We start from the raw sequence: 25,000 nt of genomic DNA, 5'->3' as shown, positions 1-25,000 counted from the left end.
CACCCGTCCGCCGCTCGCCGGCAAAGTAGCAAGCTACTTCCCGCTGCCGCTCGACTTGCATGTGTTAGGCCTGCCGCCAGCGTTCAATCTGAGCCATGATCAAACTCTTCAATTTAAGTTTGGGCTCAATGAATTGCTGAATTAACTGTTGCTGACTTCAAAAGAAGTCTTGCTTGGTCACTTCATCAGACATTGAAATATCAAAAATTGTTTTTGATGCTTCAATCCTGCGAGTGCCCACACAGATTGCTTGATTCAATTTGTTAAAGAACAGTGCGATTTGCATCGCAACGGGAGTGGCATTCTACGCTTCCCGCCTGGTGAGTCAAGCCTTATTTTTCAAGGCTTTTTCTCACATCGACCGACTCGCTGCTGTGGCGGCGTTGCCCTGTCGATGGAGGCGCATTATAGGGAGTTCGCGCGCCGTGGCAATAGGAACTTTGAGAAAAATCACGCCTAACGGTTTGTTTGCACAACAAACCGCCAAAATGGTCTAAATAGCCGCATTTCAGCGTCCGCGGCTTCTCTTCTACCTTTTACTGACAGAGCGCTTCGTGATGGATGATCCGCTTTTGGCCTTCGGGTAACATAGCGCCCCTTTACGACACACCTCTCGGGCTTTGGAGAATTTGATGCCTTTTGCACTTGGCCAACGTTGGATTAGCGATACAGAGACGGATCTCGGTTTGGGGACGGTCGTGGCCGTCGAGGGTCGCATGATAACCCTGCTGTTCCCCGCCACCGGTGAAAACCGTATGTATGCCAAGGAAGATGCCCCGGTGACCCGGGTCCGCTTCAACGAAGGCGATCAGGTGACCAGCCACGAAGAGTGGGTCATGACGGTCGAGCAGGTGCAGGAGAAAGAAGGCCTGCTTATATATGTAGGCACTCGCAACGACACCCAGGAGCCCGTCGCGCTCAAAGAGGTGTTCCTCAGCAACTTCATCAAGTTCAACAAACCGCAAGATCGCCTGTTTGCCGGACAGATCGATCGTATGTCCCGCTTCACCCTGCGCTACGAATCCCTGATCAACCAGCATCAGCGCCGCCTCAACCCGACCCGGGGTCTGGCCGGCGGCCGCGTCAGCCTGATCCCGCACCAGCTCTATATCGCCCATGAGGTGGGTCATCGCCACGCGCCACGCGTGCTACTCGCCGATGAAGTGGGACTGGGCAAGACCATAGAAGCGGGCATGGTCATTCACCAGCAGCTGCTCTCGGGCCGCGCCAAGCGAGTGCTGATCCTGCTGCCAGAAAACCTGCAACACCAGTGGCTGGTCGAGATGATGCGCCGCTTCAACCTCTTCTTCTCCCTGTTTGATGAAGAGCGCTGCGTCGAGGCCTTTGCCGAGGCAGAGAACCCCTTCGAAACCGAACAACTGGTATTGTGCAGCCTCGACTTCCTGCGCAAGAAGCGTCGCCGCTTCGAGCAGATCCTGGAAGCGGAGTGGGACCTGCTGGTCGTGGATGAGGCTCATCACCTAGAGTGGAGCGCCGAGGCGCCGAGTCGTGCCTACGAGATGGTCGAGGCCCTGGCCGAGCAGGTCCCCGGCGTACTGCTGCTCACCGCAACCCCGGATCAGCTAGGCCACAAGAGTCACTTTGCCCGCCTGCGCCTGCTCGATCCGGAGCGCTTCTTCGACTACGACGCCTTCCTCGCCGAGGAGCAAGAGTACGGCGCCATCGCCAGCGCCGCCCAGGCCCTGCTCGACGGCGCAGAACTCGACGCCGCCGCCCGCTCCCTGCTGGCCGAACAACTCGACGGGGTTGATCTGAGCGATGCAGCCAGCCGCCAGCAGGCGGTAGAGAAACTGCTCGATCGTCACGGTACCGGCCGCGTGCTGTTCCGCAACAGCCGCGCCAACATCCAGGGCTTCCCGGAACGCCACCTCAACGTCTATCCCATGGCCTTGCCGGATCAGTACAAGACCGCCATCAAGGTGATGGGCATGATGGGCGGCAATGGCGGCGATCTGCAAACCCGCGCCTTGCGCTACCTCTACCCCGAGAAGATCTTCCAGCAATTCGAAGGTGACAGCAGCACCTGGACCCAGTTCGATCCGCGTATCGACTGGTTGCTGGAGCTGCTGCTCTCGGCACGCCAGCAGAAGGTGCTGGTGATCTGCTCCGAGGCCGCTACCGCCATCGCACTGGAAGAGGCCGTGCGCACCCGCGAGGGGATCCGCGCCGCCGTGTTTCACGAAGGCATGTCCCTCATCGAGCGTGACAAGGCCGCGGCCTACTTCGCCCAGAACGAGGGCGGAGCCCAGGTGCTGCTCTGCTCCGAAATCGGCTCCGAGGGCCGTAACTTCCAGTTCGCCAGCCACCTAGTGCTGTTCGATCTGCCGCTCAACCCGGATCTGCTGGAGCAGCGCATCGGCCGTCTCGACCGGATTGGTCAGCGCAACACGGTGGAGATCCACGTCCCTTATCTGGAGGGCACCTCTCAGCATGCCCTGCTGCGCTGGTACCACGCCGGTCTCGACGCCTTCGAGCAGACCTGTCCGACCGCCCGCCCTGTGTTTGAGGCGGTACGCGAGGAGCTGTTCACCCTGCTGGCGGCCAACGACAACGGCGAAGAGGCCCTCGATGCCCTGCTCGAGCGCACCCGCGCCATTCACGAGCCGCTCAGGGCCAAGCTGGAATCCGGCCGCGATCGCCTGCTCGAGATCCACTCCAGCGGTGGCGACAAGGCGCGCGCCCTGGTCGAACAACTGGCAGCCGAAGACGACGACACCGCCATGGTGGCGTTCGCCCTCAAGATGTTCGACGAGATCGGCATCAACCAGGATGACCGCGGCGAGAACGCCCTGGTGCTGACCCCGGGTGACCATATGCTGGTGCCCAGCTTCCCGGGCCTGCCCCAGGACGGCATGACGGTTACCTTCGACCGGGAGACCGCCCTGTCGCGCGATGACATGGCGTTTGTCTCCTGGGATCACCCCATGCTGCGCGGCGGTATCGATCTGATCCTCGGCTCCGAGATCGGCTCCACCTCGGTGGCCCTGCTGAAGAACAAGGCGCTGCCCATCGGCTCGACCCTGCTCGAGCTGGTGTTCGTGGCCGAGTCGGCCAGCCATCCCCAGCTCTACCGCTTCATGCCGCCGACCCCGATCCGCCTGCTGCTCGACAAAAACGGCAACAACCTGGGTGAAAAGGTACCCTTCGAGACCTTTAACCGTCAGCTGACCCCGGTCAACCGTCACCTGGGCAGCAAGCTGGTGACCACTTCCCAGCCGCTGATCCACGGCCTTATCGGCAAGGGGCAGGAGCTGGCCGAGCCGCTCAAGGCCCAGATCGTCGCCGACGCTCGTGCCCGCATGGTCGCCACCCTGCAGCAAGAGCTGGCCCGCCTGACCGAGCTCAAGGCGGTCAACCCCAACGTGCGCGACAGCGAACTGGCCTATCTGCAGCAGTTGGAGGCAGAATTGCTCCACCTGATTGACCAGACCCAGCTCAAGCTGGATGCCATCCGCTTCATCGTGGTCACCCACCAGTAACAGACAGAGCGAGAGAGATGATCGACTACAACCCGCCCAAGGAGCCCTGGCTCGAGATCCTGCATCAGGATCGCGACATCATGGTGGTCAACAAGCCAACCGGTCTGCTCAGCGTCCCCGGCCGTGGCGCCGACTACGAAGACAGCGTGCTGTGGCGCGTGCAGCAAGAGGGGTTCCCACGGGCGGCGGCGTCCCATCGTCTCGACATGGCCACCAGTGGTGTCATCGTGGTACCGCTCACACCCGACGCCCACCGGGAACTGAGCCGTCAGTTTCGCGAGCGCGAGACCGACAAGCACTACCTGGCCTGGGTGTGGGGTGAGATGAAAGACGAGAGCGGTCAGGTCGACCTGCCCCTGTGCGTCGACTGGCCGAACCGACCCAAGCAGAAGGTGGACTTCGAGGAGGGGCGCCATGCCCTCACCCTGTGGCAGAAGCTGAGGGTGGAGAATGGCAACACGCTGGTGAAGCTGACGCCCATCACAGGGCGCTCACACCAACTGCGGGTCCACATGCTGGAGCTGGGTCACCCCATTCTGGGGGACAACCTCTACGCCCACCCTGAGGCCCTGGCGGCCGCACCGCACCTCTATTTGCATGCGGCGCGCCTCGAGATAAGCCACCCGCGCAGCGGCGAGCGTATCGCCTTCGAGGCGCCGGCGCCCTTTGCGCTCTGAATCGCATCCATAAAAAAAGCCTCGGCATCTGCCGAGGCTTTTGTTTTGTAGCATCAGACACGAATGTCGATGTTGCTGCCCAGCGAACCGCCGGCGGACTGAGGAGCGGGAGCAGACTTGGATGCAGTCTGCAACAACTCCAGAGCAGCCTGCCCTTCTTGCTGTTGCTGTTTCTTGGCCAGGCTAGCCGCAAGGATAGCCTGGCCATAGTTGGCAGAACCGGATCCGGAAATTTCCATAGTTTACCTCCTGTCCAACACCATTATCGGCCTGTCGGGGCAAATCATGACCTATTTTTCTGGCCTATCACCGCAAAGTGCTATTCCTGTCGCAAAAAGAAAGGGCCCTCACGGGCCCTTCGTCAAGCAGGGGGGGAAGGCTTACATCATGCCGCCCATGCCACCCATGCCGCCCATGTCCGGCATGGCCGGGGCATCTTTCTTCGGCAGCTCGGTCACCATGCACTCGGTGGTGATCATCAGGCCGGCGATAGAGGCCGCGAATTGCAGGGCGGAGCGGGTTACCTTGGTCGGATCCAGGATACCCATCTCCAGCATGTCGCCGTACTGCTCGGAGTAGGCGTTGTAACCGAAGTTGCCTTCACCGGCCTTGACGTTGTTGGCCACGACGGAGGCTTCTTCGCCGGCGTTGGTGACGATCTGACGCAGGGGGGACTCCATGGCGCGCAGGGCAACCTTGATACCCACGTTCTGGTCTTCGTTGTCGCCACGCAGGTCAACCAGCTTGGCTGCCACGCGGATCAGGGCGACACCACCACCGGCAACCACACCTTCCTCAACGGCGGCGCGGGTTGCGTGCAGGGCGTCTTCCACACGGGCCTTCTTCTCTTTCATTTCGACTTCGGTGGCAGCGCCCACCTTGATCACGGCAACACCGCCGGCCAGCTTGGCCACGCGCTCTTGCAGCTTCTCACGGTCGTAATCGGAAGAGGTCTCTTCGATCTGCTGACGGATCTGGGCAACGCGGGCCTCGATCGCGGCGGCTTCACCCACGCCATCGATGATGGTGGTGTTTTCCTTGGTGATGACGATGCGCTTGGCACGACCCAGATCTTCCAGGGCTGCCTTCTCCAGCTCCATACCGACTTCTTCGGAGATGACGGTACCACCGGTCAGGATGGCGATATCCTGCAGCATGGCCTTGCGACGGTCACCGAAGCCCGGCGCCTTGACGGCAGCAACCTTGACGATACCGCGCATGGTGTTGACCACCAGGGTAGCCAGGGCTTCGCCTTCCACATCTTCGGCCACGATCACCAGCGGCTTGCCAGACTTGGCCACGCCTTCCAGTACCGGCAGCATTTCGCGGATGTTGGAGACCTTCTTGTCAACCAGCAGGATGAAGGGGTCGTCCAGCTCGACGGCACCGGCTTCCGGCTTGTTGATGAAGTAAGGAGACAGGTAACCGCGATCGAACTGCATACCCTCGACCACAGCCAGCTCGTCTTCCAGAGCCTGACCGTCTTCAACTGTGATGACGCCGTCACGACCCACCTTGTCCATGGCTTCGGCAATCAGCTTGCCCACCTTCTCGTCGGAGTTGGCGGAAATGGTGCCTACCTGGGCGATGGCGTTGTTGTCGGCGCACGGGGTGGACAGGGCTTGCAGCTCGGTGACGGCAGCGGCAACGGCCTTGTCGATACCGCGCTTCAGATCCATCGGGTTCATGCCGGCGGCGACCGCCTTCAGGCCTTCGTTGACGATGGATTGAGCCAGTACGGTGGCGGTGGTGGTGCCGTCACCGGCGGCGTCGTTGGCCTTGGAAGCGACTTCCTTGACCATCTGGGCGCCCATGTTCATGAACTTGTCTTCCAGCTCGATCTCACGAGCGACGGAGACGCCGTCCTTGGTGATGGTCGGGGCACCGAAGGACTTGTCCAGCACCACGTTACGGCCCTTCGGACCCAGGGTCACCTTGACCGCATCGGCCAGGATGTTGACCCCGTCCAGCATTTTTACGCGAGCGTCGTTACCAAATTTAACGTCTTTAGCAGCCATCTTGTTCAATCCTTATCAATGAAACGGGTTAGGGTGAGATTACTCTTCGACGATCGCCAGGATGTCGGTCTCGGAGAGGATCAGCACCTCCTGACCATCCAGCTTCTCGGTCTTCACACCGTAGCCTTCGTTAAAGATCACCTTGTCACCCACCTTGACGGCCAGCGGCTTCACTTCGCCGTTATCCAGGATTCGACCAGTGCCCACGGCCAGAACTTCGCCACGAGTGGACTTCTGGGCCGCAGTACCAGTCAGCACGATGCCGCCGGCAGACTTGGCTTCGGCTTCGATGCGCTTGATGATGACACGGTCATGCAGTGGACGAATTTTCATCGATAACTCTCCCAAAATGAGTTTTCTCTTGTTTCGTTAACATGGCCATACCTGGCCAAAGCGTTGATATTCCCAGATGTGGGGGCTCAAGCCCTGCCTTCAAGGGGCGATACAAAAAAAATTTTTTCACGTACTATTGAACTCTCTTTATCGAACCGCCCCGGCGGCCCGCCTGCAAAGAGAGACGCCGTGCACGCCCCCAACCCACTTCACCACGCCCCGATCCCCGCCCTGCTGGCACGCATGACGGGCCCCATGATCGTCGGCATAGTGGCCATCCTGGCCTTCAACCTGATCGATACCTTCTTCATCGGTCTGCTGGGCACCGAGGCGCTGGCGGCGGTCAGTTTCACCTTTCCGGTCACCTTCGTGGTCACCTCCCTCATCATGGGGCTGGGGGCCGGTCTCTCTGCCGTGCTTGGCCATACCCTGGGCCAGGGGCGCCACGACGAAGCCGCCCGTTTCACCACCGATGCCCTGCTGCTGACGCTCTTGATGGTGAGCAGCCTGTCGCTACTGGGCGCCGCCACCATAGACCCCCTGTTTCGTCTGCTGGGGGCCAGTGACCAGTTGATCGCCCTGATCCACGACTACATGCTGATCTGGTATCTGACGGTTCCCCTGCTGGCGCTGCCCATGGTGGGCAATGCCGCCACCCGGGCCACCGGCGATACCAAGACCCCCAGCCTGGTGATGGCGGTGGCCGGGCTGGTCAACGGCCTGCTCGATCCCCTGCTTATCTTCGGCTGGGGTCCGGTGCCGGCCCTCGGCATCAAGGGGGCGGCCATCGCCACCTCGCTCTCCTGGCTGATGGCCATGCTGGTGAGCCTGCGCATCCTCTACCGGCGCGATCGCCTGCTGCTGCTCACCCTCTCCCCCTGGCCAAGGCTGAAAACGCACTGGCAGGCCGTCTTACATGTGGCCCTGCCGGCCGCCTTCACCAACATGCTCAACCCGCTGGCCAACGCCCTGTTGATGATGATCTTCGCCGGGCTAGGTACCGAGGTGGTGGCCGCCTATGGCGCCGCATCGCGGGTCGAGGCCCTGCTACTCATCGTCATGATGGCGCTCTCCTCGGTCCTGGCCCCCTTCGTGTCGCAGAACACCGGGGCCGGTAACCCGCAGCGAGCCCATGCGGCCCTGATGCTGACGATGCGCTTCGCGCTGCTGTTCCAGCTCGCTCTCTATGCGGTCGTCTGGCTGGTCGCCCCCTGGGTGGCCACCCTCTTTAGCGAGAGCCCAACCGTCGTCGAGACCATGACCCGTTACCTCCATCTGGTTCCGCTGGGATATGGCTGCCAGGCTCTGGTGATGCTGCTGGCCTCCGCCCTCAACGGAGTGCGCGCCTCCGCCGTCGCCCTGCTCTTCAACGGCCTGCGCCTGTTTGGGCTCTTGCTACCTCTGGCCTGGTTCGGCTCGGCACAGGGGATAGAGGGCATCTTCCTCGGCATGCTGCTGGCCAACCTGCTGGCGGGCACGCTGGCCTATCTGTTTGGTGCCCACCGGTTCGAGGCCCTCTGCCGCCTCAAGACCCCCTGAAATGAGAAGGGGGCCTCACGGCCCCCTCTGTTATCGACGCACTCAATCCTTTCGCTCGTACTCACCCTCTAGGGTGCGACCATCCGACGCGGGACGCCCGGCGCCTGCATCGAAGGGGCCCTTGACCACGAAACGGCCCGAGCCCATCAGCTTGTCGGCAATCCGGTTGCGCAACGTCGGCTGCAACAGCAGTACGGCCACTATGTCGGTGACAAAACCGGGGATGATTAGCAGCAGTCCCGCCAGGGCCAACATGATACCGCTCATCATCTCGCGGCCAGGCAGCTCACCCAGCTGCATCTTGTGTTGGGCCCCCATCAGGGTACGCAGTCCCTGAGAGCGCACCAGCGAGGTACCGACCAGAGCGGTCAGCACCACCAGGGCCACCGTGGGCAGGGCACCGATGACGGAGCCGACCTGGATGAGCACCGTCATCTCCAACAGGGCCAGACCCACCAGCCCGAAAAACAGTTTACCCATGATGACCTCTGTCGCTTTTGACTCGTATCCAACTTAAATGGGGGTGTGATGACCCTTTTTCAAGTCTCGGCTCACACTCAACACCTCACTGTAATGCATAGAAAATCGTTTAGATAACATGGCCATTCTGGCAAATGGCAGTTATTTATTTTTTTGAAAACTTTAAATTTAGTGATCTGCGTCTGATTTGAGCTACCCACAATGAGATAATATTATTGTCAGTTTTCAGGGCATCGCCCTGCGCCCCTACACGATGTGCAACGCTTCAGGATGACAATTGCGCATGGAACTCGCATCGCATTGTGAGGAATGTTCAATCTGTTTTGATTTCTGAGGCAACACAATGAGCGACAACAAGAACGTCCGCATTGAAGAAGACCTGCTGGGCACCAAAGAAGTTTCCAATGACGTTTACTACGGCGTGCATACCCTGCGTGCCATTGAGAACTTCAAGATCAGCTCTCAGAAAATTTCCGATGTTCCCGCCTTCGTTCGCGGCATGGTGCTGACCAAGAAAGCCGCTGCCCTCGCCAACGGCGAGCTGGGCACCATCCGCCCCGAGATCGCCGACAAGATCGTCGAAGCCTGTGATGTCATGCTCAACACCGGCAAGTGTTTCGATCAGTTCCCGATCGACGTATTCCAGGGCGGCGCCGGTACCTCCGTCAACATGAACACCAACGAGGTGCTGGCCAACATCGCCCTCGAGCTGATGGGCCTTGAGAAGGGTCGCTACGACGTCATCAACCCCAACGACCACGTCAACAAGTGCCAGTCCACCAACGATGCCTACCCGACCGGTTTCCGCGTCGCCGTGGTCGACAGCACTGACACCACCCTGCATGCCCTCGAGCATCTGATCGCCGCCTTCGATGCCAAGGCTGCCGAGTTCAAGAGCATCCTGAAGATGGGTCGTACCCAGCTGCAAGACGCCGTGCCCATGACCCTGGGTCAGGAGTTCCACGCCTTCGCCGTCACCCTGCGCGAAGAGATCAAGACCATCAAGCGTTGCCAGGAGCTGCTGCTGGAAGTGAACCTGGGCGCCACCGCCATCGGTACCGGCCTGAACACCCCGCCCGAGTACTCCCAACTGGCCATTCAGCGCCTGGCCGAGATCACCGGTCGCGCCTATGTACCGGCCGAGGATCTGATCGAGGCGACCTCCGACTGCGGCGCCTATGTGATGCTGCACGGCGCGGTCAAGCGTCTGGCCATGAAGCTCTCCAAGATCTGTAACGATCTGCGTCTGCTCTCCTCCGGTCCGCGTACCGCACTCAAAGAGATCAACCTGCCGGAGATGCAGGCTGGCTCCTCCATCATGCCGGCCAAGGTCAACCCGGTTATCCCCGAGGTGGTGAACCAGTCCTGCTTCAAGGTGTTTGGTAACGACGTGACCATCACCTTCGCCGCCGAAGCCGGTCAGCTGCAGCTGAACGTGATGGAACCGGTGATCGCCCAGGCCATGTTCGAATCCCTGAGCCTGATGGAGAAGGCCTGTATCTCTCTGCGTGAGAAGTGCGTGGAAGGGATCACCGCCAATCCGGAGATCTGCCGCAACCACGTGCTCAACTCCATCGGCATCGTGACCTATCTGAACCCCTTCATCGGTCACCACGAAGGGGACATCGTCGGCAAGATCTGCGCCCAGACCGGCAAGAACGTCCGTGAAGTGGTGCTGGAACGCGGCCTGCTGACCGCCGAGCAGCTCGACGAGATCCTCTCCATCGAGAACCTGATGAACCCGCAATACAAAGCCAAGCGCTTCACTCGCGAGCAGGCATAACTCTGTCATGGGGCGGGCATGCCCGCCCCATAAAGCCTCTTCCCGAGCGATCTGCACCCAGATGACTCGGGAATCGGCTTTTTCAAGCACACAGCGTCACCAAAAACTAAAAAATGGAGTTAACCATGATTGGCATTGAGTTACTGGTAGTGCTCGCCGCTATCTATCTGGGGGCCCGGATAGGCAGCATCGGCATCGGCTTCGCCGGTGGTCTGGGTGTGTTGGTCCTGACCTGGGGCCTTGGGGTGCAGATCCCGAGTGACCAGCTGGTCTCCTACATCCCCTGGGACGTGATCATGATCATCGCGTCCGTCATCTGCGCCATCGCCTGCATGCAGCTGGCCGGCGGGATGGACTATCTGGTGCATCTGGCCGAGAAGGCCCTGCGCAAGAACCCCAAATACATCACCTTCGCCGCCCCTGTGGTCACCTATCTGATGACCATGCTGGCCGGTACCGGTCACACCGCCTTCTCCACCCTGCCGGTGATCGCCGAAGTGGCCAAGGAGCAGGGCATCCGCCCCTCCCGCCCGCTCTCTATCGCGGTCGTCGCCTCCCAGATCGCCATCACGGCCTCACCGATCTCCGCCGCCGTGGTCGCCTTCTCCGGCATGCTGGAGCCGCTGGGCGTGGACTACCTGACCCTGCTGGCCATCTGCATCCCGTCCACCTTCATTGCCTGCATCCTGGGTGCCTTCGTCGCCAATATGCTGGGCAAGCCGCTGGACCAGGACGAAGTCTATCTGGAGCGCAAGGCCAAGGGGCTCATCAAGCTGCGTGGCGCCACCCAGCTTGAAATCAAACCCTACGCCAAGCTGTCGGTGTGGATCTTTGTCGCCGCCATCGTCGCCGTCATGGCCTATGCCACCGCCATCTCCGGCAAGGTGGGCCTGATCGCCAACCCGCCGATCCCCCGCGATGGCGCCATCATGGGCATCATGCTGGCCGCGGCCACCATCATGACCCTGGTGTGCAAGCTGGACGTGACCCAGGTCACCAACATGCCGACCTTCAAGTCCGGTATGTCCGCCTGTATCTGCGTGCTGGGTGTGGCCTGGCTGGGTAACGTCTTCGTGAAGGGCAACATGGACACCATCCAGCTCATCGCCGGCGACCTGCTGAACCAGTACTCCTGGCTGCTGGCCGTGGTGCTGTTCTTCGCCGCCATGCTGCTCTACTCCCAGGGCGCCACCACCAAGGCACTGATGCCGGCCGCCCTGGCGCTGGGCGTCAGCCCGCTGACCGCGATTGCCTCCTTCGCCGCCGTGAGCGCCCTGTTCGTGCTGCCGACCTACCCGACCCTGCTGGCCGCGGTCGAAATGGACGACACCGGCTCTACCCGTATCGGCAAGGCGGTGTTCAACCACCCCTTCTTCGTACCGGGTGTGGCCACCATCGCCATGGCCGTGGCGCTGGGCTTCTTCTTCGGCGGCATCATGCTGTAAGCTCGCCCCAGAATGAAAAACGGCCCGCCATCGTGCGGGCCGTTTTTTTTGCGAGCCATATCACAAAACACCGCAACATTCTGCCGTTACGTTCCGGTTCAGCCTTATTAATCACCAACTCTTTAAGCTTCAGTCAAGCTTTGGCGGTATATCGTCCTCTCATCGGAAACACCGATCACCCGGACCGAGCACAGGTCTGTTGAGTGTTGATATCAGAGGATTAAAACTATGAAATACACTGCACTGAAGATCGCCATCTCCAGCCTGTTGCTGGCCGGTACCGCCCAGGCTGCCACCGTTTATGACCAGAACGACACCAAACTCGACATCGGTGGCCGTGCCCAGGGCATGTACTATGGCACCGATGACAACGGCGCCGAAGGTGATCAGAGCTACTTCCGTGTGAACATGCGCGGTGAGACCAAGATCGCCCCCGAAATGAAGGCCTTCGGCTTCGTCGAGTACAACCTGCCGACCTCCGGCTCCGACAACGACGAGCTGCGTTATGCCTATGCTGGCATCAAGCACGATCGCTTCGGCGCCTTCAGCTACGGTCGTCAGGACGGTCTGTTCCGCATCGTGAACGACTACACCGACGTGCTGCCCGAGTGGGGTGGTGACGGTCTGGGCAAGGGCACCGAGGTGTTCGGTACCGGCCGTACCAACGGCCTGGCCCAGTACCTCTACACCTACAATGGCCTGACCCTGGGCGCCCAGTTCACCGGTAACAACGATCCGCAGAATGCCGATCGCTCCGACTTCAAGGTTCTGGGCCAAAGCATCTGGAACAAGAAGGGCTCCAAGGAAGGCTTTGCCGTTGCCGCCTCCTACGACTTCGACATGGGTCTGGGTCTCTCCGCCGCCTACAACCAGGCTGGCAAGACCGACGAGCAGGCGCGTTACGCCGCCTTCGGTGGTGACTCCGATGCCAGACTGTACGGTGCCGGCATCAAGTACGCGGCCGGTGACCTCTACCTGGCCGCAACCTATGCCCACGGTGAAAACCACCTGTTCGTTGAGAACGGCTACGCCGACAAGCACGATGGCTACGAAGCCGTTGCCCAGTACAGCATCGGCAAGTTCAAGCCGTCTCTGGCCTACCTGCGTACCGACGTGAAAGACGATGCACGCGGCATCGATGATACCTATACCGAGTACGTCTCCATCGGTGCCTGGTACAACTTCACCGACAACTTCAACATGTACGTTGATTACAAGGTCAACCTGCTGGACGACGGCGCCGTATCCGGTACCAGCAAACTGGGTCAGAACACCGACGACGTGGTCGCCGTGGCCCTGCAATACAACTTCTAAGTTGTCCTCGCTGCGAAAGCAGCACCATGCCTACTGTTTTCTTTTTTGCCGGTCCCTCGTGGACCGGCTTTTTATTGCCTCAGGCCAGCGCCCGGGCCCGCAGCTCGGGGCGACGGGCAAAACAGCGGACCAACAGCAGCAAGGTGACGGCACCTATGGTCCCCAACACCAGCCAGGGCAAGGCCGGCTCGCCCAGTCTGGTGGCGTGATCATAGAGGGCACCGCCCCCCACATATCCGCTCATGCCCCCCAGCGCCAGCCCCAACCGACTAAAGCCCATATAGCTGCCACGCGCCGCCGGATTGGCCAGCCGCGTCATCAGGGTTTCCCGCGCCGGCTCGGCGATGATGATGCCCAGATAGAAGCAACCAAGCAGCACGAAGACACCGGTCAGGGTGTTGACGAAGGCCACCAGGCCGATGCCTGCGGTCATCAGCAGCACGCCGGCCATCAGCCGGGTCTCCAGCCGGTAGCGCCGCTCACTGAACCTGGCGATGGGGTAGAGCAGGAGCAGGGAGAGGGCGCTCTCCAGGGTATACATCCACCCCACCGCCGTGGTGCTGCCGGCCAACTGTTTAACCAGGATGGGAAAGATGAGCATCATCTGCACCCACATCATGTAGTAACCGCTGAGCACCAGCACCAGGCGACAGAAGGCGCGATCCGCCAGGACCTGCCCCAACCCTTCCCAGATTGGCGTCGGCTTGACCGAGAGGCGGTAGGCGGGCAAAAGGAGGGCGTTGCACAGGGCAGCCAGCAGAAAGAGGCCCCCACCCAGCAGGCAGACATAGGTGAAATCGAAGCGCAGCAGCCAGCTGCCGAGCAGGGCCCCCACCACGGCGCCGGCGCTCTCCAGCATCATCAGCAGCGAGATGAAACGACCACGCTGACGCGGCCGGGTGAACTTGATGACCAGGGCGGCACGCGGCGGGTCGAACAGACAGCCACCGAGACCTGAGAGGAAGCAGGAGAAGATCAGCATGGCGCCGCTCTCGGCCCAGGCCAGAGAGAAGAAGCCGGCGGCCCGCAGCAACATGCCGCTGACGATGAGTGGCCTGGCGCCGAAGCGGTCGGCCAGGGAACCGCCGAAGATGCCGAGTCCCTGCTGGGTCAGTTGGCGCAGGCCAAGCGCCAACCCGACCAGCCCCGCGGCCCAGCCCAGTTGGTCCACGAAACGCAGGCTGATCATGGGCATCACCACGAAAAATCCCAAGATAACCAGCGTCGTATCCAGCGCCAGAAACCAGCGCCCCCAATATCTTGCCCTATCGACCATGACACCCTCTCACTCAATGACAGATTCATTGTGTGACGGCGTCAGATATAGTGGTAGACGACAACTGGCTATATTTCATATCAGGATTATTTATGTCACTGGATCTGGACGATCTGCAGCTGCTGCTCGATGTGGCCGAGCTGGGCAGCTTCAGCCAGGCCGCCGCCATCCGCGGTTGGTCACAACCCCTGGTCAGTCAACGCATTGCCACGCTGGAGCAGACGCTGGGAGCCTCGCTGTTTCAACGCCATCGGCGTGGTGTCACCCCGACCCCGGCCTGTGAGCAGTTTCTTCCTGCCGCACGCGCAGCACTGGGTGCACTGGCCGAGGGGCGGCTGGCCATACAGGGGGCACCTGCACTGCCACGGATCCGGCTCGCCTGCCTCCCTTCCCTGACTTCCGCCGTCTTCAGCCCGCTGCTAAGGGAGCTGGTTGACGGCGCCTTTGAGATCCGCTGTAACACGGACCACTCCGGAGTGATCATGCAAGATCTGCTGACCGGTGAGTGCGACATCGGCTTCGTGCTGCGCTGCCCTCCCGTTGCCGGACTGCATATGGAGCTGCTCTGCCGCTCCCCCATCATTGCGGTCGCCTCCCCCCTGCACCCTCTGGCCGGCCAGCAGGGGCTGACACTGCACCATATCGCCAACGAGCGCATCGCACCCCAGCAGTGGGGGGCAGGGTGTGACGTCTTTATTCAGCAGATGCGCCGACTCAGGGAGCCGACCCGCTCACTGCATGCCATTCAGCCTGCCAGCGCCGCGCGCGAGTTGGCCCTCGAGCACGGCTTCATTACTCTGATGCCGGCATTGGCGGTGGCACGGGATCTGGAACTGGGCCGACTGATCCGTCTGGATGTGGGGGATCTGCCGCAGGATCACTGGGAGGTGATGATGGCCTGGCGTAGCGGCAAGCGCCCCAACGCGGCCAAGGAGGTAGTACTGAATGCCGCCAGAGGGCTGGCAGCCCTCTGGCGGGGTGTGGAATAGGGCGCGCTCAGTGCGCCCCTCTGATCATCAGGATCAGTAGCTGCCCTTCAGGGTCACGCCCGAGAAGGCGCTATACCCCTTGACCTGAACATACCAGGTGCCCGCCTTGGGCGCATTCATGGTACAGGTCTCGGCATTGCCCCCCTTGTAGGGACGGCAGTCATAGCTGGTGCTGGTGGGGGCTGATCCGTACTTCACATAGAGGTCGGCATCCCCACTACCACCGCTGATGGCGAAGGTCACTGCGCTGACCCCGGCCGGCACCGTCATGGTGTAGTTAAGCTGAGTGCCCGAGGCGCCGGTGAGCCCGGTCACGGGCACCCCGTTTTGCAGCACGTTACCCGGTTGCGGAGGGGTGCCACAGCTGGCATTGACCCCAACGGCCTGGAACGCACTCGCCACGTCAGTCACGCTGTAACCCAGATCGGTCGCCGCCTTGGTCACACCGCAGGCACCGCTGTCGAAGGTCGCGTTGGCGCCCCAGTAGAGGCGGTTAGCCAGCACGAACACCTCGAAAGCCTTGCGAGTACTCCAGCCACTGCTGTTGGCCAGCAGATAGAAGGCCTTGTTGTAGACACCGGAGCTGTAGTGAACGTTGAGGCCGTCGGTGTAATCACTGGCATGACCGATGGATCTGCCGTCACGGGTCGGATCTTCGAAATAGCGCAGCGAACCGTTGCCCTTGAAGATCTGGGCGCCCACCAGCCAGTCGTTGCTCCCCTTCATGAAGTTTTCGGCCGCCTCACCCGCCATGTCGGAGAAGGCCTCGTTGATGCCACCCGACTGTCCCGAGTAGACCAGGCCGGAGTTCTGCTCGGTGAAGCCGTGGCTCACCTCGTGGGCTGCCACATCCAGGCTCACCAGCGGGTAGAAGGTGGTGGCGCCATCGCCAAAGGTCATTTGGCTGCCGTCCCAGAAGGCATTCTCGTAATTCTTGCTGTAGTGCACCCGCATCTTCAGCTTGAAGCTGAGCGGCGCCGTGTTGTACCAGTCGCGGTACATGTTGAACACCACGTTGCCGAAGTAGTGGGCATCGTTGAGGGGGGAGTAGGCACCGTTGATCTCCTTGACCGTATTTTCCGGACAGGTGAACTGATGCACCGACCCCCCCGTGGTGGCGTGGTTCATGTTGATGGTGTCGACGTTGGTGCTGCTCATGCGGCAGTTGGCATCCACCTGGAGTGGGCCATAGTCGCTGCCATAGAAATATTTGCCGGTCTTGAGGTTGCCGCCCGGACCGGTGGCGTCCTGATGGTTGATCCCTTCCCAGCGCTTGAGCTCGGCGCCGCTCAGGGCGTCGATGATGACGAAGGGACGGCTCGGCGTCTCGCTCCCTTCGACCAGATAGGAGACCTGATAGACCAGGTGAGCCTGGCCGTTCTCGTCCTGCATCACATAGAGGCGAACCTTCTCGTTAACCCCTTTCTGCTCGCCACGCGCCTTCTGGGCTGCGGTGGCGGCGTTGAAGGCCGGCTTGGCCGAGGCCACATCCTGCTCGATGCCGACCAGCTGCTGACCAGAGACCCGCTCGATGCCACTGGCCCCCTGCTCGGCCACCAAGGCAGACCCCCAGACCGGCACTCCTTGCCAGGTCTGCTCGAAACGCACCCGTTTCTCCCCGTTGGGCAGAGTCACGGTCCGCACGGCACGGTAGTCGCCACCGCCGACCAGGGCGCTGACACCCTTGCCGTCTGCCGATACCTGCTGTGGCCCTGCAACCCGTTCGATCGTCACCAGTTCGGCCGCCAGAGCCGAACTTCCCCAACAGGCCAGCGCTACAGCCAGATAGATTTTGTTCATGTCGATATCCTTGTCGATGAGGGAGTCATTCCGGCTCGTGCCGGCTCAAACAAGGTAGAGCGCCGATGTGCGGGTGCGTGCCTGTAACAAATTACAGATTAGAAAGGTGAGGTAGCAGAAAATGTGGCTGCACAGAATTCGAACTACCAAGTGGTCATTTTTGCAGCACAAAATTTCACCCTGGCCCATTAAAAACATTTTCATCAATGGTGTCGTCACATTCTCACTCATTTGGGGCATTGTCATGGGGTAAAGCCCTTGGCGAGGCGGCGGCCACTGGATAGAGTGACGGTTCGGGTCGACCCTGCCAAAGGAGGGAAGGATGTTCACCTGGACACTGGATGAGGAGCTCTCCCTGCTCTTCCTGCAACCCGGCATGGCCACCGAGCTGTTTGCCCTGTGCCACGACAACCGGGACTACTTGAGCCAGTGGCTTCCCTGGCCACCATTTATTCAGAAACCGGAAGACACCTCACTCTTTATCCGCCGCGCCATCGAGGCCTTCGCCCGGAGCGAGAGCATGAATTGCGCCATCGAATATCAGGGCGAGCTGGTCGGTGTCGTTGCCTACAACCGACTCGATCACCAGCTGGGGGTGGCCACCATTGGCTACTGGTTGGCCGAACGCTGGCAGGGTAACGGCATCATCACCCGCGCCTGTCAGGCGCTGATCCACCATGCCTTCGACGAACTGGGGATGGAGAAAGTCGAGATCCGGGCTGCCGTCGACAACGTCGCCAGCCGGGCCGTCTGCGAGCGACTCGGGTTTACGCTGGAGGGGGTCTTGCGCCACGCCGAGAAGCTCCCCCAGGGCATAGTCGACCACGCCTGCTACGGCTTGCTGCGCGGCGAATGGCGCCATGAGCGGGGGGAGTGATGAACAACCTGCCTCACCTGACCACGGCGCGTTGCCACCTCACCCTGTTGACGCCGGATCACGCGGATCTCATCCTCGACTACTACCAGCGCAACCGGCACCATCTCGAGCCTTGGGAGCCCCTGCGTCCGGAAGGCTTCTACACGCTCCCCTACTGGAGCAACCGCCTGCGCGACAGCTATCAGCAGTGTTTCAACGGCCAGAGCGTCAATCTGGTCGCGCTGGATCCGCAGGGGCAGATGATAGCCAGCTGCAACTTCACCAACATCATCCACGGCGCCTTCGAGGCGTGCCACCTCGGCTACTCTCTCGACGCCAATCAGCAGGGGCGGGGGCTGATGCAGGAGATCTTGAGCGCAGCCCTCTCCTATATGTTTCGCGAACACCGGCTGAACCGGATCATGGCGTGCTATATACCACGCAATGAACGCAGCGGTCGGCTGCTCGAGAGGCTCGGCTTCGAGCGCGAGGGACTGGCGCGCGATTATCTGATGATCAACGGCCAGTGGGAGGATCATGTGCTCACCTCCCTGCGCAGGGCTCGTTGGTGCTAGCACCCGCGATCAAAAAAAAACCGAAGCAGATGCTTCGGTTTTTTTATGTCGCCCGAATCAGGCATCGCCCATCGCCAGCAGAGTGGCGTTGCCGCCGACCGCCGTAGTGTTGATGGTGCGGGTCTTCTCGGTCACGAAGCGGTGCAGGTAGTGGGGGCCGCCCGCCTTGGGACCGGTGCCGGAGAGGCCCTGGCCGCCAAACGGATGGACCCCGACCACGGCGCCAATCTGGTTGCGGTTGATGTAGACGTTGCCCACGTTGATGCGGCTCGCCAGTGCCTCGGCATGGGACTCGTTACGGCTGTGGATCCCCAGCGTCAGGCCATAGCCGGTGCCGTTGATCTCATTGATCACCTGATCCAGATCCTTGGCGGCGTAGCGCACCACGTGCAGGATCGGGCCGAACTGCTCACGCTCGAGCTCGCTGATGGAGCGGATCTCCAGCGCCGTCGGCTGTACGAAGTAGCCCTCCAGGGTCGCCTTGGGCATGGGGGCCTGGGCGATCAGACGGCTCTTCGGGATCATCCGGGCCAGGTGCAGGTCCAGCGTCGCCTTGGCCTCGGCGTCGATGACCGGGCCCACGTCGGTGTCGTGTTCGGCCGGGTTGCCGACTTTCAACTCCTGCAGGGCACCGGTGAGGATCTCCAGCACCCGGTCGGCGATCTCCTCTTGCAGGAACAGCACGCGCAGGGCAGAGCAGCGCTGGCCGGCGCTCTGGAAGGCGGCGCTCACCACGTCGCGCACCACCTGCTCGGGCAGGGCGGTGGAGTCGACGATCATGGCGTTCTGGCCGCCGGTCTCGGCAATCAGCGGCAGGATGGCGCCATCGCGGTTGGCCAGGGTCTGGTTGATGAGTCTGGCGGTCTCGGTGGAGCCGGTGAAGCAGACGCCGCCGATGCGGCGATCCGCGGTCAAGCGGGCCCCCACGCTGGCGCCATCGCCCGGCAGCAGGTGCAACACGTCACCCGGGATGCCGGCCTGGTGGGCCAGGGTCACCGCCAGGTGGGCGACCAGGCCGGTCTGCTCGGCCGGCTTGGCGACGACCGTGTTGCCGGTGGCGAGCGCCGCCGCAACCTGGCCAAGGAAAATGGCCAGCGGGAAGTTCCACGGGCTGATGCAGACGAACACGCCGCGCCCCTGCAAGAACAGCTCGTTCTGCTCACCTGTGTAGCCCGGCAGCAGGGTGGCCTTACCCATCATGGCGCGGGCCTGCTGGGCGTAGTAGCGGCAGAAATCCACCGCCTCGCGCACCTCGTCGATGCCATCTTGCAGCAGCTTGCCCGCCTCGCGGGTGCAAAGCGAAATGAACTGCTCGCGGTTCGCCTCCAGCAGATCCGCCAGCTTATCCAGGGTGGCGGCGCGCTCGGCGACCGGGGTTTCGCGCCAGCGCGGGAAGGCGGCGTGGGCGCTGGCCAGGGCCTGCTCCACGGCAGCGCCATCGGCCCAGCGGATCTTGCCCACCACCTGGCTGATGTCCTGCGGGCTCAGCACTGTCTGCAGCTCGCCCGTCACCAGCGTCTCGCCGTTGACGATGGGGCCGGCCTGCCACTGCTTGCTCTCCAGCTCCTTGAGCCTGGCGAAGAAGGGACGCTGAATGGAGACGATGTTCATGTTGACGCCGCTCGAGTTCTTGCGATCGCTAAACAGGTTCACCGGCTGCGGGATGCGATCGTTGGCCAGGGTCGGGTAGCGCTTGAGGGTGCGCAGCGGGTGTTCGGCCAAGCTGTCGACCGGGGTGTTGGGGTCCACCAGCTTGTGCACGAACGAGGTGTTGGCGCCGTTTTCCAGCAGACGGCGCACCAGGTAGGGCAGCAGATCCTTGTGGGCACCGACCGGGGCGTAGATGCGGCAGGCCAGACCCGGATTCTCTTTGAGCACCGTGTGATAGAGCTCATCCCCCATGCCGTGCAGGCGCTGGAACTCGAACTGGCGATCGCCGGCCATCTCGAGGATGGTCACGACCGTGTGGGCATTGTGGGTGGCAAACTGGGGCGAGATGGCGCCGATGGTCGCCTCGCTCAGCAGGTAGCGGGCACAGGCGAGGTAGGAGACGTCGGTCCCTGCCTTACGGGTAAACAGCGGGTAGCCCGGCAGGCCGGCCTGCTGGGCATACTTGAGCTCGCTGTCCCAGTAGGCGCCCTTGACCAGACGCACCGGGATGAGATCCCCCTGTTCGCGGGCCAGGGCGGTCAACCAGCACAGTACCGGCAGGGCGCGCTTGGAGTAGGCCTGCACCACCATGCCGAGCTTGCCCCAGCCGCGGTTGGCCTCACTGCGATAGAGCTGCTCGAACAAGTCCAGCGACAGCTCGAGACGGTCCATCTCCTCGGCGTCGATGCTGATGGCCACATCCCGCTCCCGGGCCAGGCGCACCAGACCGATGAGACGCTCGCACATCTCGCCGAGCACCCGTTCGCGGTTGGCCACGTCATAGCGCGGATGCAGGGCGGAGAGCTTGATGGAAATGGAAGGCGCCGGACCACCGTCGCTGATGCGCTCGGCGCCCACCGCCTCGATGGCGTTGCGATAGTCGGTCAGGTACTTGTCGGCGTCCTGCATGGTCAGGGCCGACTCCCCCAGCATGTCATAGGTATGGGTGAAGCCCTGTTCGCGCTGCTTGCGGCTGGCCTTGAGGGCCTCTTTCATGTCGCGGCCCAGCACGAACTGCTTGCCCATGATCTTCATGGCGGCGTACATGGCCGAGCGCACCATGGGCTCACCCAGCTTGTTGACCATGCGGCCCAGCAGATTGGCCGGGTTGCCGTCGAGCTTCTTGTCGAGCTTGATGATCTTGCCGGTCAGCATCAGGCCCCAGGTCGAGGCGTTGACCAGGGTAGAGTCGCTCTTGCGAAAGTGAGCCGCCCAGTTGGCGCCGGAGAGCTTGTCCTTGATCAGGGCATCGGCGGTGTCGGCGTCGGGGATGCGCAGCAGCGCCTCCGCCAGGCACATCAGTATGATCCCCTCCTGGGTATCCAGGCTGTACTCCTGCAAGAAGGCGTCGATGCCATCGCCGGCACCGTTCTCCTGACGCACCTTGCTCACCAGCGCGCGGGCGCGGCTGGTGATGCGCTCGAGAGCGGCACCATCGCTCGGCAGCATGGCCGACAGCTCGGTCAGGTAGGCATTCTCGTCCACCACGTAGTTCTGGGTGATGGCCTCGCGCAGGGCGGCGAGATCGGTGGGGCGGTAGTCGGGGGCAAGCACTTGGGTCGCTTTGAACATAGATGGGGTCTTCCTGTACACCCTGGGGGCTCAATGGGATGGCGCACGGCGCCGCAACGCCGGTAATGTATACAATCTTTGACCGCCAATGAAATGAAAATGTTGCCATTTTATTAATCTCCCCGCATCTTTTCCGGAATAAGGGCTCAACAAGGCCAACATCTCATCTGTCAGGGGAAGAGAGAGCGGGAAATTGCATACAATTTCCCTGCCCTGCCAACGCAAAGGGGGGATGCCTTGGCATCCCCCCTTTATTCACAGTGACTCGCTCAATTCATCCAGCGATCGCCACGACGCCGGCGCGGCAACATGGGCAGCAAGAGCCCCGCCAGGATGCCGGCGCCCACCATCAGACCGCCGCGAATGAACCAGTCCATCTGCATATCGTGCTCACGGTTGTCATAGCTCTGGTTGAGCGCGTCGTTCTGCTCTTTCAGGCTGGCCATCTGCGCGTCCCGCTGCTTGAGCTGAGTCTGCAGCTCGGTGAGCTGCTGCTGCTGCCGGGCTATGGTGTCATCCTTCTCGGCAAACAGCTGCTCGTTATCGCCGTTGAGATTCTTGAGACGTCCCTTGAGCTCATCGACCTGCTGCTGGAGCTGCGCCACCTGCTGACGGAAGCTCGGCCCAGTCTGCAGATCATCGCCCTTCACCCAACCGCTGCGCCCCTTGCCATCGGTGATCTGCACGAAGCCACCCTCATTGGAGCCGGTGAGCTCGACCGGCTCGCCCGCCTTGACGCTGCCGAGGATGCGGTACTGGGTTCCCGGCCCGCCGTGCATGAAGGAGTAGATGTTGTCGGATATGTAACGAGTCTCGGCCATGGTGTGGCTGGCAGCGAGAGTAAGCAGGATCCCGATCAGGGCACGCATGGATGTCGATGTCTCTGTATTGGTTGAAAAACAGCTTGGATGGTAAGCCGGAGCCCCCTCAAACCACAAGCAGAACCGCAACTGAGTGTGACGCTCAGCCGCGGCGCTGGCTCTCCTTGATCTGTCGGATCTCTTGTAAGAGCAGCTCCTGCTGCTGGGAAAGACGGTGGATCTGCTGCTGCAGCGCCAGGGTCTCCTTATTGGTGGACCGAAGAAAGAGGCTGGCCATGAAACCGCTCATGGCGCTGAACACGCCCACACCGAAGATGATCACCAGACTGGCCACGAAGCGCCCCTCGTCGGTGTGCGGCACTATGTCGCCATAACCGACGGTGGAGAGGGTCACCAGCGCCCACCAGAAGGCGTCATAGGGGCTCTTGATTTCACTACCGGGCACACCCCCTTCGACCCAGTACATGAGGCCAGCCCCCACGCCGAGCAGCATGAAGAAGAGCAGCAAGATACCAGCCAGATGGGTCTCGCTACGCTCGCGGCGGAATATGGCCAGCAGATCCGGGTTGCTGCGCAGCAGCTGGATCACCCGATAGAGCTGCAACAGCCGTGCCCAGCGCAGATGCTCCACCATGGGCAGACTGCCCGGCAGATAGAGCCAGTTGCTCTTGAGGTAGGCGAGGCGCTGATCGCTGCGCGCCAGGCCATAGCCAAAGTGGGCAAGGAAGAACAGGCAGAGCAGGTTGTCCACGTCATAGAAGAGGGCGAGCGCCTCTGGCGTGAAATATTTACCGAAAAACCAGCGCAAACTAACCAACAGCACAGAGACGGCCGAGAGCAGAGCCATCAAGAGATCCATGGCCCTCAGGCCGTTAGAGTGATGTCGCATACAAAACCATCATTGAGCTGAAACATTAATTATAAAAAACAAGATAATGCCGATATCCTGACGGTCAAAGGGGAATTCGCTTGTCAAAGGAGAGTCGTGATGCGTTTTAATGCCATCGAACGTCGCATGAGTGATGTTCGTCTGCTGCCCAAGGTAGTGATTCTGATGGTGGTCAGCACCCTGATGCTGCTGGCAAAACTCTGGTTCGACGCCAGTCACCTTGAGGAGACGCTGCTGCTGGGGGGCATTGAGGCCAGCAAGGCGGATCAGATGGCGCAGAGCCTCATCTGGAATGGGTTGATGGAGACGGCCGTCATGGGGGTCTTCTTCGTGGTCTTTCTGCTGGCCGGCTCCCGCCTCATGGTGCGCCAGGTAAACTATCTGGTGAGCCTCTTGCATCGCTTCTCCCAACAAGACCTTAGCCACAGGGTCGAGCTCAACTCCAAAGACGAGTTCGGCGACATAGCCCGCGCCGTGTCCCACTCCCAGAATCACCTGCGCGAGGTGTTCGGCAATCAGCGCAGCATCAGCAAGGAGCTCGGCGAGATCGCCTCTCAGGTGACCCTTTGCATGGAAGAGGCCAACGAGTCGATCAGCGAAGAGTTCAAACAGATAGAGCAGCTCGCCGGCGCCATGAGCGAGATGGCCGCCTCGGTGCGCGAGGTCGCCGGTCATGCGGAGCAGGCCTCCCGCGCCACCACAGAGAGCCGCGCCCTGGCCGAACAGGGACAGGGCTACGTAGCCGAGACCGTGACCACCATCTCGGCCCTGTCGACCAACATCCAGCGCTCCTCCGGCGTGGTCAGCGACGTGGAGCAGGGGGTGCAGCGCATCGGCTCCGTGGTCGACACCATCCGCAGCATCTCGGAGCAGACCAACCTGCTGGCCCTTAACGCCGCCATCGAGGCGGCCCGCGCCGGTGAGGCCGGCCGCGGCTTTGCCGTGGTGGCCGACGAGGTGCGCTCCCTGGCCAACCGGGCCCAGGCGGCCACGGTGGAGATCCAGCAGATGATCGAGCAACTGCAACAGGGCGCCCGCCAGGCCACCCTGCTGATGAGCGAGAGCGTGACCCAGGCCGATCTCGGGGTGGAGCAGGTGAACCGGGCCGGCGATCAGCTCGGCACCATAGTCAACCGGGTGCACGCCGTGGCCGACATGAACTACCAGATCGCCACCGCCGCCGAACAGCAGAGCAAGGTGGCCGAGGAGATGGAGGACAACCTTACCCAGGTCAAGCAGATCGTCGAGGGCTCTGTGGTGGTGATCCGCGAGCTGCTCGAGGCAAGCGGCCAGGTAGAGGCCCACAGCCGGGATCTGGACAGCACCATTCGGGCCTTTAAGCTGGACTGATCCCTCCCGTCACAACGGAGTGCCACGACACCGTGGCACCCTGGCCACTCTGGTTGTGTGCGTGCACTCCCACAGCCGGCCCCGCGCTGTGACTTAGCGCGGCAGAGTGTTAGATTGGCGGGCATAGTCAGTT

General features: G+C 61.7%; 19 protein-coding genes and 1 rRNA gene. 10 read left to right on the top strand and 10 right to left on the bottom strand.

The genetic code is table 11. The features are described 5' to 3' along the window. Positions 1–115 (bottom strand): 16S ribosomal RNA (locus tag BN1121_RS01805); the annotation flags it as partial. 517 nt (positions 116–632) lie between these two features. Here BN1121_RS01805 and rapA point away from each other — a divergent pair. Then, positions 633–3,500, top strand: a complete 2,868-nt coding sequence (gene rapA, locus BN1121_RS01800; protein WP_043597052.1) for an RNA polymerase-associated protein RapA — start codon at positions 633–635, stop codon at positions 3,498–3,500. Positions 3,501–3,517: 17 nt separating this feature from the next. Further along, positions 3,518–4,177, top strand: a complete 660-nt coding sequence (rluA, locus tag BN1121_RS01795; protein ID WP_005356165.1) for a bifunctional tRNA pseudouridine(32) synthase/23S rRNA pseudouridine(746) synthase RluA — start codon at positions 3,518–3,520, stop codon at positions 4,175–4,177. A gap of 53 nt (positions 4,178–4,230) precedes the next feature. Here the strand turns inward: rluA and BN1121_RS01790 are convergent, their stop codons facing one another. The 3 genes from BN1121_RS01790 to BN1121_RS01780 all read right to left on the bottom strand — a co-directional run bounded on the left by BN1121_RS01790 (position 4,231) and on the right by BN1121_RS01780 (position 6,528). Then, positions 4,231–4,416: a hypothetical protein gene (locus tag BN1121_RS01790; RefSeq protein ID WP_005356162.1), complete on the bottom strand. Its 186-nt coding sequence runs from the start codon at positions 4,414–4,416 to the stop codon at positions 4,231–4,233. Positions 4,417–4,557: 141 nt separating this feature from the next. Beyond that, positions 4,558–6,195, bottom strand: a complete 1,638-nt coding sequence (groL, locus tag BN1121_RS01785) for a chaperonin GroEL (protein ID WP_005356159.1) — start codon at positions 6,193–6,195, stop codon at positions 4,558–4,560. A gap of 39 nt (positions 6,196–6,234) precedes the next feature. After that, on the bottom strand, positions 6,235–6,528 hold the full coding sequence (locus BN1121_RS01780) for a co-chaperone GroES (RefSeq protein ID WP_005356158.1): 294 nt from the start codon (positions 6,526–6,528) through the stop codon (positions 6,235–6,237). Positions 6,529–6,771: 243 nt separating this feature from the next. Here BN1121_RS01780 and BN1121_RS01775 point away from each other — a divergent pair, with 243 nt between their 5' ends. Continuing rightward, on the top strand, positions 6,772–8,067 hold the full coding sequence (locus BN1121_RS01775; RefSeq protein ID WP_081606458.1) for an MATE family efflux transporter: 1,296 nt from the start codon (positions 6,772–6,774) through the stop codon (positions 8,065–8,067). 42 nt (positions 8,068–8,109) lie between these two features. On the opposite strand, the gene BN1121_RS01770 is transcribed toward BN1121_RS01775, so the two are convergent. Next, positions 8,110–8,547, bottom strand: a complete 438-nt coding sequence (locus tag BN1121_RS01770) for an FxsA family protein (RefSeq protein ID WP_005356152.1) — start codon at positions 8,545–8,547, stop codon at positions 8,110–8,112. Positions 8,548–8,890: 343 nt separating this feature from the next. On the opposite strand from BN1121_RS01770, the gene aspA reads away from it, so the two are divergent. The 3 genes from aspA to BN1121_RS01755 all read left to right on the top strand — a co-directional run bounded on the left by aspA (position 8,891) and on the right by BN1121_RS01755 (position 13,089). Further along, positions 8,891–10,330 (top strand): aspartate ammonia-lyase, encoded by a 1,440-nt coding sequence (gene aspA, locus BN1121_RS01765; RefSeq protein WP_005356149.1) that lies wholly within the window; start codon positions 8,891–8,893, stop codon positions 10,328–10,330. Between the two features lie 125 nt (positions 10,331–10,455). After that, complete coding sequence (locus BN1121_RS01760) at positions 10,456–11,775, top strand: anaerobic C4-dicarboxylate transporter (protein ID WP_005356146.1); 1,320 nt, start codon at positions 10,456–10,458, stop codon at positions 11,773–11,775. 228 nt (positions 11,776–12,003) lie between these two features. Then, complete coding sequence (locus BN1121_RS01755; RefSeq protein ID WP_005356143.1) at positions 12,004–13,089, top strand: porin; 1,086 nt, start codon at positions 12,004–12,006, stop codon at positions 13,087–13,089. A 79-nt stretch (positions 13,090–13,168) separates the two neighbouring features. Here BN1121_RS01755 and mdtH read toward each other — a convergent pair whose 3' ends face one another. Beyond that, positions 13,169–14,365 (bottom strand): multidrug efflux MFS transporter MdtH, encoded by a 1,197-nt coding sequence (gene mdtH, locus BN1121_RS01750; protein WP_005356141.1) that lies wholly within the window; start codon positions 14,363–14,365, stop codon positions 13,169–13,171. Positions 14,366–14,457: 92 nt separating this feature from the next. Between mdtH and BN1121_RS01745 the strand changes: the two genes are divergently transcribed. Next, positions 14,458–15,354 carry a LysR family transcriptional regulator gene (locus BN1121_RS01745; protein ID WP_005356139.1) on the top strand — a complete coding sequence of 299 codons (897 nt, stop codon included), beginning with the start codon at positions 14,458–14,460 and terminating at the stop codon, positions 15,352–15,354. 33 nt (positions 15,355–15,387) lie between these two features. On the opposite strand, the gene BN1121_RS01740 is transcribed toward BN1121_RS01745, so the two are convergent. Beyond that, positions 15,388–17,154 (bottom strand): M4 family metallopeptidase, encoded by a 1,767-nt coding sequence (locus BN1121_RS01740; protein ID WP_005356137.1) that lies wholly within the window; start codon positions 17,152–17,154, stop codon positions 15,388–15,390. A gap of 322 nt (positions 17,155–17,476) precedes the next feature. Between BN1121_RS01740 and BN1121_RS01735 the strand changes: the two genes are divergently transcribed. After that, positions 17,477–18,031: a GNAT family N-acetyltransferase gene (locus tag BN1121_RS01735; RefSeq protein WP_005356136.1), complete on the top strand. Its 555-nt coding sequence runs from the start codon at positions 17,477–17,479 to the stop codon at positions 18,029–18,031. Next, on the top strand, positions 18,031–18,585 hold the full coding sequence (locus BN1121_RS01730) for a GNAT family N-acetyltransferase (protein WP_005356135.1): 555 nt from the start codon (positions 18,031–18,033) through the stop codon (positions 18,583–18,585). The genes BN1121_RS01735 and BN1121_RS01730 overlap by 1 nt, the downstream gene beginning before the upstream one ends. 57 nt (positions 18,586–18,642) lie before the next feature. On the opposite strand, the gene putA is transcribed toward BN1121_RS01730, so the two are convergent. The 3 genes from putA to BN1121_RS01715 all read right to left on the bottom strand — a co-directional run bounded on the left by putA (position 18,643) and on the right by BN1121_RS01715 (position 23,517). Beyond that, positions 18,643–21,807 carry a bifunctional proline dehydrogenase/L-glutamate gamma-semialdehyde dehydrogenase PutA gene (gene putA, locus BN1121_RS01725; RefSeq protein WP_005356134.1) on the bottom strand — a complete coding sequence of 1,055 codons (3,165 nt, stop codon included), beginning with the start codon at positions 21,805–21,807 and terminating at the stop codon, positions 18,643–18,645. A 269-nt stretch (positions 21,808–22,076) separates the two neighbouring features. After that, the gene (locus BN1121_RS01720; protein WP_005356133.1) at positions 22,077–22,676 is read right to left on the bottom strand and encodes a TIGR04211 family SH3 domain-containing protein; all 600 of its coding nucleotides are present in this window, start codon (positions 22,674–22,676) and stop codon (positions 22,077–22,079) included. 94 nt (positions 22,677–22,770) lie between these two features. Next, positions 22,771–23,517 (bottom strand): potassium channel family protein, encoded by a 747-nt coding sequence (locus tag BN1121_RS01715; RefSeq protein ID WP_005356132.1) that lies wholly within the window; start codon positions 23,515–23,517, stop codon positions 22,771–22,773. Between the two features lie 99 nt (positions 23,518–23,616). Between BN1121_RS01715 and BN1121_RS01710 the strand changes: the two genes are divergently transcribed. Continuing rightward, on the top strand, positions 23,617–24,867 hold the full coding sequence (locus BN1121_RS01710) for a methyl-accepting chemotaxis protein (protein WP_005356130.1): 1,251 nt from the start codon (positions 23,617–23,619) through the stop codon (positions 24,865–24,867). Positions 24,868–25,000 lie beyond the last annotated feature (133 nt).

Source organism: Aeromonas diversa CDC 2478-85 (genome assembly GCF_000819805.1).
GTDB classification, from domain to species: domain Bacteria; phylum Pseudomonadota; class Gammaproteobacteria; order Enterobacterales; family Aeromonadaceae; genus Aeromonas; species Aeromonas diversa.
This window is presented reverse-complemented; position numbering and strand designations above follow the sequence as displayed.